The sequence below is a fragment of the Paraburkholderia tuberum STM678 genome (assembly GCF_902833905.1).
GTDB lineage: Bacteria > Pseudomonadota > Gammaproteobacteria > Burkholderiales > Burkholderiaceae > Paraburkholderia > Paraburkholderia tuberum.
This window is the reverse complement of sequence record NZ_CADFGP010000035.1, coordinates 71,464-89,107: the sequence shown is the minus strand read 5'-3', so window position 1 is coordinate 89,107 and position 17,644 is coordinate 71,464. Positions and strand designations below refer to the sequence as shown.

The 17,644-nt window shown below is 63.4% G+C and carries 12 protein-coding genes and 1 pseudogene; 4 read left to right on the top strand and 9 right to left on the bottom strand.

Annotation, left to right across the window (positions count from 1 at the left end; genetic code table 11):
* Nucleotides 1–488: 488 nt before the first annotated feature.
* Nucleotides 489–842: a phosphoglycerate mutase family protein gene (locus tag HWY30_RS43050; RefSeq protein ID WP_090805507.1), complete on the top strand. Its 354-nt coding sequence runs from the start codon at nucleotides 489–491 to the stop codon at nucleotides 840–842.
* Nucleotides 761–1,039 (top strand): complement resistance protein TraT, encoded by a 279-nt coding sequence (gene traT / locus HWY30_RS26860; protein WP_090802262.1) that lies wholly within the window; start codon nucleotides 761–763, stop codon nucleotides 1,037–1,039. The genes HWY30_RS43050 and traT overlap by 82 nt, the downstream gene beginning before the upstream one ends.
* 119 nt (nucleotides 1,040–1,158) lie before the next feature.
* Here traT and HWY30_RS26855 read toward each other — a convergent pair whose 3' ends face one another.
* Nucleotides 1,159–2,616 carry a sensor domain-containing diguanylate cyclase gene (locus tag HWY30_RS26855; RefSeq protein WP_167368610.1) on the bottom strand — a complete coding sequence of 486 codons (1,458 nt, stop codon included), beginning with the start codon at nucleotides 2,614–2,616 and terminating at the stop codon, nucleotides 1,159–1,161.
* Nucleotides 2,617–2,935: 319 nt separating this feature from the next.
* Here HWY30_RS26855 and HWY30_RS26850 point away from each other — a divergent pair, with 319 nt between their 5' ends.
* Both HWY30_RS26850 and HWY30_RS26845 read left to right on the top strand, forming a co-directional pair.
* Nucleotides 2,936–4,279 (top strand): IS4 family transposase, encoded by a 1,344-nt coding sequence (locus HWY30_RS26850; protein ID WP_425199403.1) that lies wholly within the window; start codon nucleotides 2,936–2,938, stop codon nucleotides 4,277–4,279.
* A 20-nt stretch (nucleotides 4,280–4,299) separates the two neighbouring features.
* Nucleotides 4,300–4,872, top strand: a pseudogene (locus tag HWY30_RS26845) (hypothetical protein); the annotation flags it as partial.
* Nucleotides 4,873–4,975: 103 nt separating this feature from the next.
* Here HWY30_RS26845 and HWY30_RS26840 read toward each other — a convergent pair.
* The 8 genes from HWY30_RS26840 to HWY30_RS26805 form a co-directional block, all read right to left on the bottom strand.
* Nucleotides 4,976–6,283, bottom strand: a complete 1,308-nt coding sequence (locus HWY30_RS26840; protein ID WP_090805279.1) for an MFS family transporter — start codon at nucleotides 6,281–6,283, stop codon at nucleotides 4,976–4,978.
* A 256-nt stretch (nucleotides 6,284–6,539) separates the two neighbouring features.
* The gene (locus HWY30_RS26835) at nucleotides 6,540–8,063 is read right to left on the bottom strand and encodes a SpoVR family protein (protein ID WP_090805281.1); all 1,524 of its coding nucleotides are present in this window, start codon (nucleotides 8,061–8,063) and stop codon (nucleotides 6,540–6,542) included.
* Nucleotides 8,064–8,296: 233 nt separating this feature from the next.
* Nucleotides 8,297–9,568: a YeaH/YhbH family protein gene (locus HWY30_RS26830; RefSeq protein ID WP_090805817.1), complete on the bottom strand. Its 1,272-nt coding sequence runs from the start codon at nucleotides 9,566–9,568 to the stop codon at nucleotides 8,297–8,299.
* Nucleotides 9,569–9,730: 162 nt separating this feature from the next.
* Nucleotides 9,731–11,653 (bottom strand): PrkA family serine protein kinase, encoded by a 1,923-nt coding sequence (locus tag HWY30_RS26825; RefSeq protein ID WP_090805283.1) that lies wholly within the window; start codon nucleotides 11,651–11,653, stop codon nucleotides 9,731–9,733.
* 593 nt (nucleotides 11,654–12,246) lie between these two features.
* On the bottom strand, nucleotides 12,247–13,008 hold the full coding sequence (locus tag HWY30_RS26820; protein WP_090805819.1) for a 2-keto-4-pentenoate hydratase: 762 nt from the start codon (nucleotides 13,006–13,008) through the stop codon (nucleotides 12,247–12,249).
* Between the two features lie 345 nt (nucleotides 13,009–13,353).
* Complete coding sequence (locus tag HWY30_RS26815; protein ID WP_090805284.1) at nucleotides 13,354–15,150, bottom strand: methyl-accepting chemotaxis protein; 1,797 nt, start codon at nucleotides 15,148–15,150, stop codon at nucleotides 13,354–13,356.
* 357 nt (nucleotides 15,151–15,507) lie between these two features.
* On the bottom strand, nucleotides 15,508–16,437 hold the full coding sequence (gene rbsK / locus HWY30_RS26810) for a ribokinase (RefSeq protein ID WP_090805821.1): 930 nt from the start codon (nucleotides 16,435–16,437) through the stop codon (nucleotides 15,508–15,510).
* A gap of 86 nt (nucleotides 16,438–16,523) precedes the next feature.
* Nucleotides 16,524–17,567 (bottom strand): LacI family DNA-binding transcriptional regulator, encoded by a 1,044-nt coding sequence (locus tag HWY30_RS26805; RefSeq protein ID WP_090805286.1) that lies wholly within the window; start codon nucleotides 17,565–17,567, stop codon nucleotides 16,524–16,526.
* Nucleotides 17,568–17,644 lie beyond the last annotated feature (77 nt).

Here is a 17,644-nt window from a genome sequence, read left to right as displayed (position 1 = left end):
GCAGTCTTGCGTTGGGAGTCGCCCCGGTCGCATCGAACCACGAATGCGCAAACGAAGACCGAAGTCCTACCCATGGCTGAAAGAGCCTCGTCACATCGCACGTGAGCGCGTCCAAAAATATGGGCACGCTCCACGGGCTTAAGTAAGTGCCATTCGCCTTAGAACGAATGGCACTTACTTAAGCCAGCATGGAGGAGAGGACGCGGGTAAGTACTTGAAGAGAAACGGAGGAGGCTGATCCAGGGATTGATAGGATGGTTGTTACCAGGCAAACACCCGTCTCATTCCAAGGACCAGGCTATCGCCTCCTGTGCGCGCCCTGCGCGAATGCGGATGCGGTCAGTGAGCGGGGAGACCACGTCTAAATTTGTATTGCGCAATACAATTAGACGCCTATGGACGGACGTCATTTCGTGCGACGTCGCAATTTCTAAGCTCCGAGCGCGGGCGACGCTCTGCGCTGAAGAACTACCGGAGCCCCCCAAGACATGCCCCTACTTCGAGTTCTATGCTTCCGGCATGGTGAGAGTGCCGCGAACGCTGGCCATGCGACCAGCGACCCGGCGTCGATCCCACTGACTGAATTGGGCGAACAGCAGGCCCACGCGATCAGCCAGCGCCTTGCCGAGCCTCCGTCCATCGTGATCTGTTCGCCCTTTCTGCGTGCTCAGCAGACGGCTGCTCCCACATTGGCCCGATTCCCCACCGTGCGAAGTGAGATCTGGCCGGTTCAGGAATTCACCTACCTTGCACCGGCCAGATGCATAGACACGTCGGCGCAGCAGCGTCGGTCCCCGCCATTACCGACGTGCAAATCAAGGAGCGCCAGCACAGTGGCGTAGCGAGCCACGAAAACTCCACGCACAACCTGCACCAAGGCAACAGCGGCGGCACAACCGTGACCTACAGCGAAGATACGAACTATCGTACGTATCAGACCCGCATCTTGAGCGTCGCCAACAAGGTGAATCTCGAGTTCGCTGAAGCAGCGCCGCCGCTGCGCAGTGGGCTGGTGCGCGTTATCGCTGGCTCGTTCTAATCCAGGCATCATCGACAACCGGCGCGAGGGTAGCACGTCGCGGAAATTCAGAAAGGGTTGCACGCGAAAGCGTCGCAACCCTTCTTCATTTCCGGCGCAGAAAAATCAGGAGCGACCGGTCACCCAACTCCCATTTGCGCGACCCTATTCCTGCCACGGGCCTTTGCCGTATACAACGCCTCATCGGCAGCCCGAACGACGACGCTGACATCCGTCACCCGATCCGAGCGCGACGTGGTCGCGCCGATGCTGACCGTCACGCGACCGAACTCGCCGCCCTGGTGCGCGATGCCCAACTCGCCGATCGCCACGCGGATGTTCTCGCCGACCACCCCGGCACCGGCGGCGTCGGTATCCGGCAGCACCACGACGAACTCCTCGCCGCCGTATCGACCGACGCAATCGCCCGGCCGCTGGATCACCCTGCGGATGCAGCGCGCGACCGCGGTCAGCGCGACGTCGCCGGCCTGATGACCATACGTATCGTTATAGGCTTTGAAGTGATCGATATCGACGAACAGTAGCGACAACACGCTGCCCGTGCGGCGCGCGCGCAGCCATTCGCGCTCGAGCGTTTCGCACAGCGCGCGGCGATTGGGCAGGCCGGTGAGTCCATCCGTGCCGGCAAGCCGTTCGAGCTCGTGCTCCACCCGCTGTCGACGCCGCAACTCGGCGCCGAGCCACGCCGCCAACACGATCACGCCGATCCCGAAGATCAGCATCAGCGAACCGATCGTCAGCGCGCGCCCCCACCAGCCCGCATAGATATCGTCGGTCGCCTCGGCGACCAGCACGATCAGCGGCAATTGCGGAATCCGTCTGAACGAGTAAAGCCGCTCGGCGCCATCGAGCGGCGAAGACGCGATTAAGCTGCCCTCGTCTTTCGCGAGCAGGTGCTGGAAGAACGCCGTCTTGCTGATGTCGCTGCCCGTCACGTGTCGATCGTCGGGCCGTCGCACGATGATCGTGCCGTCCGTTCTAACGATCGACACCGAGCCATGCTGCCCGATCCGAAGATCCGCGAACAGGCTCGTGAAATACTCCTGATCGATACCGAGCGCGACGATTCCCGCAAACGATCCGTCAGGCCGGGACAGTCGCCGGCTCAGCGCGATGCTGCGCGAACCGGGTCTGAGTCTCGAGTTGTACGGCGCGCTGACATCGAGCCCGAGATCCGGAGCTTCACGATGAATCCTGAAGTACGGACGGTCCGAGAGGTTTCCCCCGCGCGGCACGTCGCTATCCGAATCGATCACGACGTTGCCCAGTGCGTCGATCACCACCATCGCGCCGACGTATTGCCCGGTCGCCGCGCGATCGAACAGGATCTCGCGCCGCAAACGCGGCGAATCGAGCACGCCCGGACGCCTGAGGCCATCGGCGACGGCCTGCAGCGACAGCGCGTACAGCTCGAAATTGCGCGCGATGTCGCGCTCGGTGATCGTCGCGACATCGCGCGTCGAATCGAGTGCGCGCGCAATCGCATCCTCGCGGCTCTGATACAGCGCGTAGCCACACAGCGCGAGCATTGCGAGCACCACACCGCATCCCGCGTAGATGACGCCATCGCGTGGCATCCGCCATCTGCGCGCCCGTGCGATCAGGACGCGAAACCGGGCCTTTCTTTTGTGGATCATGTGCTCTGCGTTTCCAACGGCGGGACTCAGTTTGTCGAAGTGCTCACTACGCTTCCGGTTTGTTGAGACAGAGCACCAGCAGATAGCGAATCCATCCGCAAGTGGAATCACGCATTTTCGAGGCTTCGGACCATAGCGTTATACACATCTCGCTGCGGCAGCCGCCCGCGCCAGCAAGCCGTTTACATTCAATGACTTGAAAGCCGTGCTTGTAAACTTTGGCCGGATCGCGTCTACTCTCGTAATTTGGGCGGACGCGGTGACGAAGGCGGCACAGCAGTGGATCGAGCAGGAATTTGCGGGGCTGGACCTTGGCGACGCCCGCCTGGACAGGAGGGCAAAGAAATTGATGGAACGACTTGCGGCCAATCCGACGGCCAGTATCCCCCAGGCGTGCGATAGCTGGAGCGAGACGTGCGCGGCGTACCGATTTTTGCGCAATACGGATGTGGCCTGGGAAGCCATCCTGGAGCCGCATTGGGCGAGCACGCAGGAACGCATGCGCAGCCAGTCGGTCGTGCTGTGCATCCAGGACACCACCGAGCTTGATTTTAACGGCCAGGACATCGACGGTCTGGGGCCGTTGAACTACGAAGCAAGGCGCGGGCTGTACTTGCACCCGACCTATGCGGTGACGACCGAACGCGAACCGCTGGGCGTGCTCGATGCATGGATGTGGGCGCGCGAGGAGCTTGACGCCGATGGTGTACGTCCTGGGCCGAAAGAAAGCACGCGCTGGATCGAAGGCTACGAGCGCGTGGCGGAAATGGCGCCGGACATGCCGCACACGCGACTGGTGTACGTGGCCGACCGCGAGGCGGACATGGTGGAAATGATGCGCCGGGCGCACGAACTGGGCACGCCAGCGGACTGGCTGGTGCGCGCCCAACATGACCGCTGCCTGCCCGGCGGTGACGGCGCCAGGCTGTGGGCGAGTACAACCAGCGCTGAGCCCTTGGGTGAAATCACCTTCATGACCGGCGCCCGCGAGACTCAGAAGAGCCGCACCGTACGCCAGCAACTGTGGGCTCGCGAAGTCGAGATAGTGGACGGCGAACGCGGCAAGCTCAAGGTTCACTGCGTAATCGCACGCGAAGTGGGGGCGCCCGCTGGCATCAAGCCGATTGAGTGGCGTTTGCTGACCAACCGAGCCGTCGCAACCCAGGAAGACGCGGTCGAACTGATCAATTGGTACCGGGCCCGATGGGAAATCGAAATCTATTTCCATGTGCTCAAGAACGGCTGCGAAGTCGAGACCCTGCAATTGGCCGCTGTCGACCGGATCGAGCGTGCGCTGGCCTTGTTCCTGGTAGTGGCATGGCGTGTGACGTATCTGATGCGCAAAGGCCGGACCTGTCCGGATCTGGATGCCGCCTTGTTCTTCGATCCGGACGAAATTCGTGGCGCCCATCTGCTGGCCAAAAAGAAGATGCCGACGCCGCCGCCCACTGTGAATGAGGTCGTGCGGCTGATTGCGCAAATCGGTGGTTTCCTCGGCCGAAAGAGCGACGGTGAACCGGGTGCCAAGACCATCTGGCGAGGGCTCGATCAGGTACTCGCTGCCGCTGACACGCTACGCGCGCTCCGCGACGGGCTCGGCTAAGGACTTATGTATAACGCTATGAGCTATGCCTGGCCGCGCGCGAGGTGTTTTATCTGCACGACTATGTGTCGGTGTATCGGAAGACCGCGACGTCGGTCTCGCACAGCACGCGCGGCACGAGCATGGCCGCAACGTTGAGTGCCTATGCGTTCGTGAAGTCGCTGCGTCTGCCGGCGCCGCTCGAACCGTCGCGGCGGCAGGCGCTGCGGCGGCTCGTACCGATCGTGGTGTCGATTCACGCGAGAAACGGCGAGGCGCGCGCGGGCTGGCGCATCGCGCGCGCGCATCTGTTCGCCTACAACTACGGCTTTAGCGCGCGGCTTTACTACCATCTGCTGATGCTGGCGCGCGCGGCCTGGCGTGGCCGTCTGCCGATGCCGCGCGCCGCGGCCGATGCTGTCGCCGGCGTAGCGGCGACGCCGTCGATGGCGACGGTCGCGGCCGTTGGCGCGGCCACGGTGAATGAGGCCGCGAGGGTCGATGAGTTCGTCGACGATGGAACAGGCCGAGAGCTTGCGCGACCTGCTGCATGCGTGGGGGAGACGGATCGTCGTCAGTTGAGCGAAGCGCGCTGCTCCTCGCTTGCGGATTGACGCGCAAACGTCGATGCCATGAAAAACGGCGGCCCGGTTGCCCTGGGCCGCCGCCTGAACGCTGCCACCGCGGCACGACGTTTCGCCGTGCCCGACTAGCGGTTCACGGCTCGTGCCGCAGATACCCTTCCGACGAGGGATCGCGCATGCGCAGCGACACGATACCCGCGAGTGCGCACAGCGCCGTCACGTACCAGAAGAACATCGTCTCGACACCGGCGGACTTCAGCCACAGCGCGACATATTCCGCCGAGCCGCCGAAGATCGCATTGGCGAGCGCATACGACAGCCCTACGCCAAGCGCACGCACTTGCGGTGGAAACATTTCCGCCTTGATCAGGCCGCTGATCGACGTATAGAAGCTGACGATCGCGAGCGCCACCACGACCAACGCGAAGGCCGCATACGGGCTCGTCACGTCTTTCAGCGCATGCAGCAGCGGCACCGTGCCGAGCGTCGCGAACAGGCCGAAACACAGCATCGAGCGGCGCCGCCCGATGCGGTCCGACAATGCGCCGAACGCCGGCTGCATCAGCATGTAGACGAACAACGCGGCGGTCATCACCGAGCTCGCGGTCTTCGCGTGCATGCCGGCCGTGTTGACCAGGTACTTTTGCATGTAGGTGGTGAACGTATAGAAGATCAGCGAGCCGCCGGCCGTGAAGCCGAGCACCGTCATGAACGCGCTCTTGTGCTCCCACAGCCCGCGCAGCGTGCCCGCTTCCTTGCGCTGGCGCATCGCCGCGGTGGTGGTTTCATCAAGGGATTTACGCAGATAGAGCGCGATCAACGCGGCGAAGGCGCCAATCACGAACGGCACACGCCAGCCCCACGCCTTCAGCTCTTCGGTCGTCAGCGTCTGTTGCAGGGTCACGAGCACGAGCAGCGCGCACAGTTGGCCGCCGATCAGCGTGACATACTGGAACGACGCGAAAAAGCCACGCCGGCCCTTCAACGCGACTTCGCTCATATAGGTCGCGCTGGTGCCGTATTCGCCGCCCACCGACAGCCCCTGCAACAGCCGCGCGAGCAGCAGCAACGCCGGCGCGAGCGCGCCGATCTGCGCGTAGGTGGGCAGCATCGCGATCACCAGCGAGCCGCCGCACATCATGAATACCGACACCATCATCGCGGTGCGGCGACCACGTTTGTCGGCGAGCCGCCCGAAGAACCAGCCGCCAATCGGCCGCATCAGGAAGCCCGCGGCGAACACGCCGGCCGTGTTCAGCAACTGCGTGGTCGTGTTGCCGCTCGGGAAGAACGACGGCGCGAAGTAAAGCGCCGTGAACGAATACACATAGAAGTCGAACCACTCGACGAGATTGCCCGATGAAGCGCCGACGATTGCAAAAATGCGGCGCCGCGTGTCGTGCGCCGAGGCCACGACGTATTGTTCGGTTTGGTCGTTCATGCTGGTGTCTTTCCTTATTTAAACGAGGAGGACGGTCGTGGTGCCGCCTTGATGTCGCGCGCCCAGCCTGAGCGGCCGCCGCGGGTGCGCGAATTTTACATAAATGAAAGCACAGGAAGGTTTTTTGTCAGCATGGCCTGATGAAAGCCCTGGGTCGGCCGGATTTGCGCACCAATAGAACAAAGCCCCTGCCAGTTGGGGACTGGCAGGGGCTTGACGGGCGACACGAACCGCTCAGGCGGGAGTCAGGCGGCGCTCATATTCTCACGGACGGCGGCATATACCGGCAGTCGTAGCGTTTTCTGACGGTACCGTTTTCGTCGACGCTCTCGAGGTACACGTCGAACTGCCACAAGCGCGCCATGTGCTTGAGCACCTCCTCGCTATCCGACGACAGGTGCCGGTTGTCGCTCATGAAATGCCGCAACGTCAGGCTGCGATCGCCGCGTGTATTGACGGCCCACACCTGAATGTTCGGCTCGCGGTGATGCATGTCGTACTGCCGCGACAACGCCTGGCGCACGTACTGGTAGCCGCTATCGTCGTGAATCGCCGACACTTCGAGCGCGTCGCGCATGTCGTCGTCGAGCACCGAGAACAGGCGCATTTCGCGGATCAGATGCGGCGACAGATACTGCGCGATGAAGCTCTCGTCCTTGAAGTTGCGCATCGCGTAGTGCATCGCGGGCAGCCACGGACTGCCGGCCAGATTCGGAAACCACTTGCGGTCTTCGTCGGTAGGCGCTTCGCAGATGCGCCGGATATCGCTCATCATCGAAAAGCCCAGCGCATACGGATTGATGCCGCTGTAATACGGCTTCGTGACCGGCGGCTGATAGACGACGTTGCTGTGTGAATGGAGAAACTCCATCATGAAGCCGTCTTCGAGCTTGCCCTGGTTGTACATCGTATTGAGCAGCGTGTAGTGCCAGAACGTCGCCCAGCCTTCGTTCATCACCTGGGTCTGCCGCTGCGGATAGAAGTACTGACCGATCTTGCGCACGATCCGGATCACCTCGCGCTCCCACGCTTCGAGCAGCGGCGCGTTTTTCTCCGCGAAATACAGCAGGTTTTCCTGCGGCTCGGGCGGATAGCGCCCCTCGACCTCTTCGGGCAGCGGCGTATGGCGCGTGGGCAACGTGCGCCACAACTCGTTGACCTGCGACTGCAGATACGCCTCACGTTCGCGACGCGCGGCGAACTCCTTCTGGAGCGACAGCTTCTGCGGACGCTTGTAGCGGTCCACGCCGTAATTCATCAGCGCGTGGCACGAGTCGAGCAATTCCTCGACGCGATCGAGCCCATAGCGCTCCTCGCATTCCGCGATGTAATTCTTTGCGTAGACGAGGTAGTCGATGATCGCGTGCGCGTCCGTCCATAAGCCGAACAGATAGTTGCCCTTGAAGAACGAGTTGTGACCATAGGCCGCATGCGCGATGACGAGCGCCTGCATCGTCATCGTGTTCTCTTCCATCAGATAGGCGATGCAGGGGTTCGAATTGATGACGATTTCGTACGCGAGCCCCATCTGGCCGCGGCGATAGCTTTTTTCGGTAGCAAGGAAATGTTTGCCGAACGACCAGTGACGGTAGTTCACCGGCATGCCGACAGACGCATAGGCATCCATCATCTGTTCGGCGCTGATGAGTTCGAGCTGGATCGGATATACGTCGAGCTCGTATTGCTCCGCAACACGGGCAATATGCGAGTCGTACTCTTCGATCAAGTCGAAGGTCCAGTCGGACGGGCACGGCAGAGGCCGTCTATCGGCTACGTTCATACGGACTTCCCTTTGCCCTCGTTGGGCGTTCCGGTGTGTCCCGTGCTGCAGCATCGCGGACTGCTCCGGCGTGAGCGGCTCCCGTGCTGGCCGCTCCTGCCTCGGCATGCCCCGACTGTCGCTGCGGCACGCCTTTGTTGCGCTGCGGCGCGGTCATACGGCGGGTCACCCCTTGTCGTACGAATCGCCGCGCGCTTCGTCGTTCAGGCGCTTCGTGCGCCACCAGCATCCCATCAAGAAGTCGCCGCCTGCTTCTCGAACAGCTCGCGAAACACCGGATAAATATCGGCCGCGGTTTCGACCTTCTTCATCGCCATGTGCGGTTGCGACAGCGCCAGTTGCGCGTATTCGAGCCACAGATTCTGCTCTTCGGGCGTCACCTGAATATACGCAAAATACCGCACCTTCTCCAGGATGTCATCCGAGAGTATTTTGCGGCACTTCGGCGAGTCGTCGGTCCAGTTGTCGCCGTCGGACGCCTGGGCGCCGTAAATGTTCCATTCAGTCGGCGAGTAGCGCTCGTCCATCACCTTGCGCATCAGCTCGAGCGCGCTCGACACCACGGTGCCGCCGCTTTCGGTCGAGTGGAAAAACGTGTCTTCGTCGACTTCCTCGGCGCGCGTGTGGTGGCGGATGAACACGACTTCGATGCGCTCGTAGTTACGCTTCAGGAACAGGTACAGCAGGATGAAGAAGCGCTTCGCGAGATCCTTGCGCTGCTCGTCCATCGAACCGGACACGTCCATCAGGCAGAACATCACCGCCTGGCTCGACGGCGTAGGCTGCTTCACGCGATTCACGTAGCGCAGATCGAACGGATCGATGAACGGAATCCGCCAGATGCGTCCTTTCAGATGGTGGATGTCGTCCTCGAGCAGCTTGATCTCGTCGCGGCGATCGGCGGGATCGGCCTTCAACTCTTCCAGTTGCCGCTCCATTTCGTGCAGCTGGTTGACGAGCGGCGCGCCGAGCGCGATGCGCCGGCCGAGCGCGCTGCGCAACGAGCGCACCACGTCGATATTGTTTGGCGTGCCCTCCGCGGCCCAGCCCGCGCGGACGCTTTTCCACGTCGGCACGGCCATCAGATGGGTCTTGACGAGACGCGGCAGTTCGAGGTCGTCGAAGAAATACTGCATGAACTCTTCGCGGCTCAGCTCGAACACGAAGTCGTCCTGACCCTCGCCCTCGTTGCTGGCCTGACTGCCTCCGCCGCCGCCACCGCCGCCTTGCGGGCGCTTGATCTTGTCGCCGCGGATGTAGTCCGAGTTGCCGGGATGCACCATCTCGCGCCGGCCGCCCGGTCCATGACGGAACGACGGCTCCGCGATGTCCTTGCGCGGAATGGTGATGCTCTGGGTGTTCTGGATGTCCTTGATGCTGCGATCACGCACCGCCTCCGAAACGGCACGACGAATATAGTTTTTGACGCGGCGCAAAAAGCGCTCACGGTTCGCAATACTCTTGTTCTTGCCTGCCAACCTGCGGTCGATGATTTGATGAAGCACGCCCGGTCTCCCGTCCATGCAACCGCGATTCCCTGCGGCCGCACTAATATTTCGGGTGCGCGAGACGCCCGCCGCGCAGTGCAATGCTATGCGGCTTGCGCCTCGCCGGTTGCCCGTACGGTCGAACCGTACGGGCGGCACACCATGAGTATCATGCGCGCATCATGACGACTTGCGCACGCGCAGATACCAGTCGCACAGCAAGCGCACCTGCTTCGGCGTATAGCCCTTCGCCACCATGCGATTGACGAAGTCTTCATGCTTGCGCTGCTCTTCGGCCGAGCCTTTCGCGTTGAACGAGATCACCGGCAACAGCTCTTCCGTGTTCGAGAACATCTTCTTTTCGATCACGACGCGCAGCTTCTCGTAGCTGATCCACGCGGGGTTCTTGCCCGCATTCGCAGCCCGCGCACGCAGCACGAAATTCACGATCTCGTTGCGGAAGTCCTTCGGATTGCTGATGCCCGCGGGCTTCTCGATCTTCTCCAGCTCGGCGTTCAACGCGGCACGGTCGAAGCTCTCGCCGGTGTCGTGGTCGCGGAACTCCTGATCCTGGATCCAGAAGTCCGCATACGTGACATAGCGGTCGAAGATGTTCTGACCGTACTCGGAGTACGACTCCAGGTAAGCGGTCTGAATCTCCTTGCCGATGAACTCCGCATAGCGCGACGCGAGCACGTCCTTGATGAAGGACAGATACTTCTGCTCGGTTTCCGGCGGGAACTGCTCGCGTTCGATCTGCTGTTCGAGCACGTACATCAGATGCACCGGATTGGCCGCGACCTCGGTCGAGTCGAAGTTGAACACGCGCGACAGAATCTTGAACGCGAAGCGGGTCGACACGCCGGTCATGCCTTCGTCGACGCCCGCGAAGTCGCGATACTCCTGATACGACTTCGCCTTCGGGTCCGTGTCCTTCAGATTCTCGCCGTCGTAGACCTGCATCTTCGAGAACAGGCTCGAGTTCTCCGGCTCGTGCAAACGCGTGAGCACGGACAACTGCCCCATCATCTTCAGCGTGCCCGGCGCGCAGACCGCGCTGGCGAGCGACGAGTTGCGCAGCAGCTTCTCGTAAATCTTGACCTCTTCGCTATAGCGCAGGCAGTACGGCACCTTGACGACGAAGATCCGGTCGAGCAGTGCCTCGTTGTTACGGTTGTTGCGGAATGCCTTCCATTCCGATTCGTTCGAGTGAGCGAGGATGATGCCGTCGAACGGAATCGCGCCGAAGCCTTCCGTGCCCTTGAAGTTGCCTTCCTGGGTCGCCGTGAGCAGCGGGTGCAACACCTTGATCGGCGCCTTGAACATTTCGACGAACTCGAGCAGGCCCTGATTGGCGAGGCACAGGCCGCCCGAGTAGCTGTACGCGTCGGCATCGTCCTGCGCGTACTGTTCGAGCTTGCGGATGTCGACCTTGCCGACCAGCGACGAAATGTCCTGATTGTTCTCGTCGCCCGGTTCGGTCTTCGAGATAGCGATCTGGCGAAGGATCGACGGATAGCGGCGCACCACGCGGAACTTGCGGATGTCGCCGTTGTATTCGTGCAGGCGCTTGACCGCCCACGGACTCAGAATGCCTCGCAGGTAGCGACGAGGAATGCCATATTGCTCTTCGAGGATCGGACCGTCTTCCTCGTAGTCGAACAGACCGAGCGGCGATTCGTTGACGGGCGAGCCCTTGATCGCATAGAACGGCACGCGTTCCATCAATTGCTTCAGACGTTCCGCGATCGACGACTTGCCGCCGCCGACCGGTCCTAACAGATACAGGATCTGCTTCTTTTCTTCGAGCCCCTGGGCCGAATGCCGGAAGTAGGCGACCACCTGCTCGATCACCTCTTCCATTCCGTAGAATTCACGGAATGCGGGGTATACCTTGATGACCTTGTTCGCGAAGATACGCGATAAACGCGGATCGTTGCGAGTGTCGATCTGTTCCGGTTCTCCGATTGCCGTCAACATGCGTTCGCCCGCAGTGGCGTACGCGGCGGGATTGTCTTTGCAGAGCGCGAGATACTCCTCGAGCGAGAGTTCGTCCTCCCGTGTTTTCTCGAAGCGGGTCGCGAAACTGCTGTAGATATCCATGCTACCTCCTCGCCGAAGTCTGGGGCGATGTCGTGCGCGGCGCGCTATTCGGAAACGACATCGCTCGAATTCATCCTAAACCCTTTTAAATTTTTTTTCACGGACTACGTTGCGAAAATCGCGCCGTAACCGCCACCCTACAATCCTCACTTGGAAACAGAGATTCAACCACCTACAATTTTTTTTGCTCACGCAGCAACCAGTCACCTCATCTGCTGCACCGCTGTATCGCTACTTTCTTCAGCACCGCATCGCTCTATTCAGTGCTCCTGCAGGACTTCGCCCTACCGCTGCATCGCGTCAAGTCACCGCGTTGCTATTGCACATCCCGTACCCGCACCGTCGACCGTCCACCAAAATGCGGCTGTCTGCGCACGCACACTTCGTCACCAAAAGCATGCACGTGACGAACTCACGGCGCTCTCATAGGTGTATACGGAAGGACGCGGCAATGTTGCAACAAATGCATTCGAACAGGTTGACGATTCAAAGACTGCCACCGTTTCAAATTCGCCAAAATAAAAACGGCTGCACGCGGGCAGCCGTTTGGAATCAAGCGTTGTAATTTGCGGTTACAAGCGCCGCAGCATCGATCAGGTCAGTTCAATTTCCACTTCACCCAATCCGTCGATATGACCACGCACGATGCCGGGTTCGTCGATCTTGTGCGCGCCGACGTATGAACCGGTGGTCAAGGTCCAGTTGCGCTCGATCGTGATGCCCATCGCCGCGCAATGGTTGACGAACCACACGAGCAGCTCGCGCGGATCGCCTGCCGGATTGCCGGTCACTTCCGGTATCAGCGAGCGGCCGTTGAAACTCAGCTCCAGTTCCGGCGACACGAAGTCGAAGCCGCGCGCGAGGCTCGCATAGACGGCCGGATGGCCGGTGATCAGCGCGCCGTTGTTCTGCGCGTCGGCCAACTGCGCGAGCGGCGCGACGTTCGGCCATTCGGCGAAGCGGCTGTCGACAATCTCGATGGCCGGCAGCACGGCGCCGACCTTCGACAGTACCTCGTCGCGCGCATACGCCTGAGCGCGCGGCTCGATCGTCACGTCGAAGCGGAACGCGATCTCGAGCTCCACCAGCACGCGAAAGAAGCCGTCATGCGCGAGCCTCGCTGGCGATGGCATCACCAGCGAGGCCGGAATCGGTGCGCCCGACGCGGCGCCGCCCGGCGACTTCGCGCCGATCTTCCACGCGCCGGTCGACTCGCCGAGGCCCACGATCACCGCCTGCTGGATCGCGTAGGCGGTCGCCGCGTCGGGCGGCAGGCTGTCGGGTGCGGGCGCGTCGATCGGCCGGCGCTGCCGGCGCGCCTCGACGAGGCGTTGCGCAAGATCGTATCGCGTCATGTCGGTTCCTTGTGGCTGGCGCATGGCAGGGTTCGCAGGACGTAGCAATATGTGGGAACCACCTGTTGGAGGTGCGGGCAGCCGCGCGCCGCGCAAACGGATCGGGGCCGTGCCCGTCAATGTACCGGATCGCGACACGCGCCGGTGAAAGGCGGCGGCGCGCAAACGTTAATTCTTGCCGGAGCTGAAAAAAACCGCGCATGGGGTGTCCAGGCGCGGCTTTTCGCGAAGCGATCGTCGCGGGTGCGACGCGGACGCCGGACAGCTAGCGAACGGGAACGGCGCGTCTCGACTCACCTGACGCACGACAGCGCCGCTGCCCATGTACACCTGATCCGAGCCAGCTCAGAAGGTCTCCCAATCCCGATCGCTGCCGGCCGTCGCCGCGGACCTGGCCGGCGCGCGCGTGGGCGTGGGCGTGGAGGCGGCCGCTACCGGCGGCGCGACAGCGGCCGCGGCCGGGATCGATGACTTCGCCGGCAACGCCGCCTGGGCCGTCGCCAGCGTGAGCTTGCGTGCGCGTGTAGCGACCGGGCTCGCGGACACCGGGCGCTTCGGCGCCGCAAGCGCCGACGCCGCTTCGTGACCGCCCCGGCCGCTGTCGTCGACCTGGAACACCGCGACCGCGCTGCGCAGCCGCGCCGCCTGCTCCTCGAGCGACGACGCGGCGGCGGCCGCTTCCTCGACGAGCGCCGCATTCTGCTGCGTGACCTCGTCCATCTGCGTGACCGCGCGCGCGACCTGGTCGATGCCGCCGCTCTGCTCCTCCGACGCCGCCGCGATCTCGCCCATGATGTCGGTCACACGCTGCACCGCGCCGATGATTTCGCTCATCGTGCGGCCGGCCTCGTCGACGAGCGCCGAGCCCGACTGCACGCGCTCGACCGACGTATCGATCAGCTCCTTGATCTCCTTGGCCGCCGCCGACGAACGCTGCGCGAGGCTGCGCACTTCGCCCGCGACGACCGCGAAGCCGCGCCCCTCCTCGCCGGCGCGCGCCGCCTCGACGGCTGCGTTCAACGCGAGGATGTTGGTCTGGAAGGCAATGCCTTCGATGATCGAGATGATGTCGGCGATCTTCGCCGAGCTCTGGTTGATGTCGCCCATCGTGCCGACCACCTGGCCGACCACCGCGCTACCCTTGTTGGCGATCTCGGACGCGTTGGCCGCGAGCGCGCTCGCCTGGCGCGCGTTGTCGGCATTCTGCCGCACCGTGCCGGTCAGCTGCTCCATGCTCGAGGCGGTTTCCTGCAGCGCCGACGCCTGCTCCTCGGTCCGCGACGACAGGTCGATGTTGCCCGCCGCGATCTGGCGCGTCGCGGTCGCGATCGACTCGCTACCGCCGCGCACGCTGCGCACCGTTTCGGTGAGGCTGCGCTGCATTCTGGCGATGCCTTCGAGCAGTTGCCCCATTTCGTCGCGCGATGTCGCGATCACCGGATGACGCAGATCGCCGGCCGCAATCGCATCGAAGTGGCCGAGCGCTTCGTCGAGCGGACGCGCGATCGAGCGGCTCAGCGTCAGATACGACAGCGCCGCCGCCAGCACGCCGACCACCAGCGCGCCGATGCTGACCACGCGGAAGGTCTGGAAACTGCTCTGCGCGGAGTCGAAGCCCTCCCTGGCCGAATCGAACTGGTATTTGCGCAGCGCGTCGTCGGCGCCGACGAGGTCGTTGAAGACGACCTGCAGATTCTTCGCGTGCTCGACCAGCTTGCCCTGATCGTTCGCCGTGATCGCCGCCGCGAACGTTTCGAGTTGCTGATGCAGCGCGTTGCGCTTCGCGGCGACGTCCTGCGCAAGCCGGTCTTCGTCCGCGTCGCGTGGCAGATCGAGATATTTCTTCCACCACATGTCGGACGTGCCCCCGAGCATGCGCCCGCGCTCGATGGTGGTGGCCGCTTCCGGTGTGCCGACCAGGAACGCGGCGCGGTCGAGCGCGAGTCGTTCGCGCGCCGCGTAGATTTCCGCGTTGCCGATGTTCACCGCGCCCGGCATCGCGTTGGTGAACGTGTCCTCATACGCGTCGTTCGAACGGCTCATGCCGAACAGACCGAAAACGCCGATCGCAACCAGCAACGCGGCGAGGAACGCCATCGTGAGGCCAATTCGCGCCTTGATCGTGATGCCTTTATTCAACATGCTTGGTCCTGTGTGCTGTACTCAATGAGAGGCTGCTGCCTACGCAGCGTGGGAGCGGCGTGTGTTGGGTCCGGCGCTTTTTTGAAAGAGCGCTCTAATTTCCGTTTACGGCAGCGCACTCATAGACTTGAAGCATTTAAAAGGTATGAACAAAGACGTTGTAAGACGTTGAAAGCAAGTTGACTGCAAATGAGTGTGTTCGCGGCGCGCAGGGAAACGCGGCGATATTCGTCAAAGCACGATTTTTGACGTTGTGTTGGCGGGAATGGGTGGAGATGCGAGCCGTTCGGAGTCGCCCGAAGCGGTGGCAGGACAGTTCGATCAGGCAGCGTGCGCGGTGCCAATGCCGCCGCGGCATCAGTCCGATGCGTCGAGCTCGGAGCGCGTCGGAATCGATGGCTGTGCGCCCGCGCGCGTCACCGATAGCGCGGCGGCGCGCTGCGCGAAGCGGATCGCCGCATCGACGCTCGCGCCCTGCGCGAGCTGCGCCGCGAAGCCGCCGATGAAGGTGTCGCCGGCCGCGGTCGTGTCGACCGCCTCGACGCGCGGCGCGTCGTACAGCGTCGCGGCCGCGCCTTCGAGCGACGCATGCACGCCGCGCGCACCGAGCGTGACCAGCACGTTGCGCGCGCCGGCCGCACGCAATGCGGCGGCGGCCCGTGCGGCGTCCGCGGGCGAGTCGACGGGGAGACCGCTCAGCGCGGCGGCTTCGAGTTCGTTCGGAATCAGGTAGTCGATCAGCGGCAGCCAGTCGGCCGGCAACGGGGCGGTGGCGGGCGCCGGATTCAGGATCACGGTCTTACCGAGCCGCCGCGCCGCCGCCAGCGCCGCGCGCACCGATTCGGGCGGGGTTTCGAGCTGACAGATCACGACGGCGGCGGCGGCGAGCGTCGCTTCGTGTCGCGCGATGGTGGCCGGCGTGAGCTCGCCGTTGCTGCCCGCGACGATCACGATCGTGTTCTGGCTCGCATCGTCGACGACGATCAGCGCAACACCGCTCGGCTCCCTGCCGGTTTCGAGCGCGGCGCAGTCGATGCGCTCCGCTTCGAGGCCCGCGCGCAGCTGCGCGCCATTCGCATCGGCACCGACGCAGCCGAGCATCGACACCTGCGCGCCGAGCCGCGCGGCCGCGACCGCCTGGTTGCCGCCCTTGCCGCCCGCGACCTGCGCGAAGCCGCGGCCGGCCAGCGTCTCGCCCGGTTGGGGCAGGCGTGGCGAACGCACCACGAGGTCCATGTTCAGACTACCGACCACCGTGACGCGTGCGCGCGTTGGGTTGCTTGCCACTCGAGTGTCCTCCGTTGCGCGACGGGTCGCGTCGCGATTGCGCGCGCGTCCTTCGAGCACCCCTCATGCGTCCTTGATCCGGCGCATCAGGCCGCCAGATCCCGCCGTTCCTCGCCCGCCCATGTCGCGGTGGACTCCCGCACGATCAGCCGCGGCGACACCACGCGGCGGCGCGCAGGCGCTCGCGTGGTGCTGTTCGACGACGCCTCGGCGATCCGGTCGATCAGCGTCTGCGCGGCCGTGTCGCCAAGCGCGCGCACCGACTGTCCGACCGTCGACAGCGACGGGAACGTGAAGCGGCCCAGCTCGATATCGTCGAAACCGATGATCGAGCAATCGCGCGGCACGCTGATATTGCGCTCCGCCGCCGCGCGCAACGCGCCGATGCCCATCATGTCGTTGCCCGCGAAAATCGCCGACGGCCTGACCGTATCGAACAGCTGCGCGGCCGCGCGATGTCCGCCCGTCCCCGAAAAATCGCTTTCGACGATCGCATCGGCCGGAATCTCGATGCCACGCTCGGCCATCGCGCGAATGAAGCCGTGCACCCGCATCGCGCTGACCGCGGTCTGCACCGGCCCCGTGATGCAACCGATCCGCACATGCCCGAACTCGAGCAGATGCCGGGTGGCCAGATACGCGCCCTTCTCGTGATCGATCTGCACGAGGTCCGCGCTGACTCCCTCGATGTTGCGGTCCACCACCACGAGCGGCTCGCGCGCGTCGGCGAGCGCCTGCGCGAGCACGGCGTCGTCGCCGGCCGACGCGACGATCAATCCGTCGATGCGTTTTTCCTGCAGCACGCGCAGATAGTTGCGCTGCTTCGCGGGGTCATCGTCGGAGTTGCAGAAGAACACGCAGTAGCCATTGCGCGCGCAGCCATCCTCGATACCGCGCGCGAGCTCCGCGAAATACGGGTTCGTGCTGTTCGGCACCACCAGTCCGATCGTCGCGGTCGTGCGCGCCTTCAGCGAGCGCGCGACCGCCGACGGCACATAGTGCAGTTGACGGATCGCGTGCTCGACTTTCGCGCGCGCATCGGCCGACACCGGCCGCGAGTTGTTCACGACGTGCGATACCGTCGTGAACGACACGCCCGCCACCGCCGCTACATCCTTGATCGTCGTCATAACCTGTTGCTCTCCTGTCGAACGGAGTTAGCGCTTTAGCGCTTACTCCGATCCCATGCAGTTTCATCGCGGTCGAA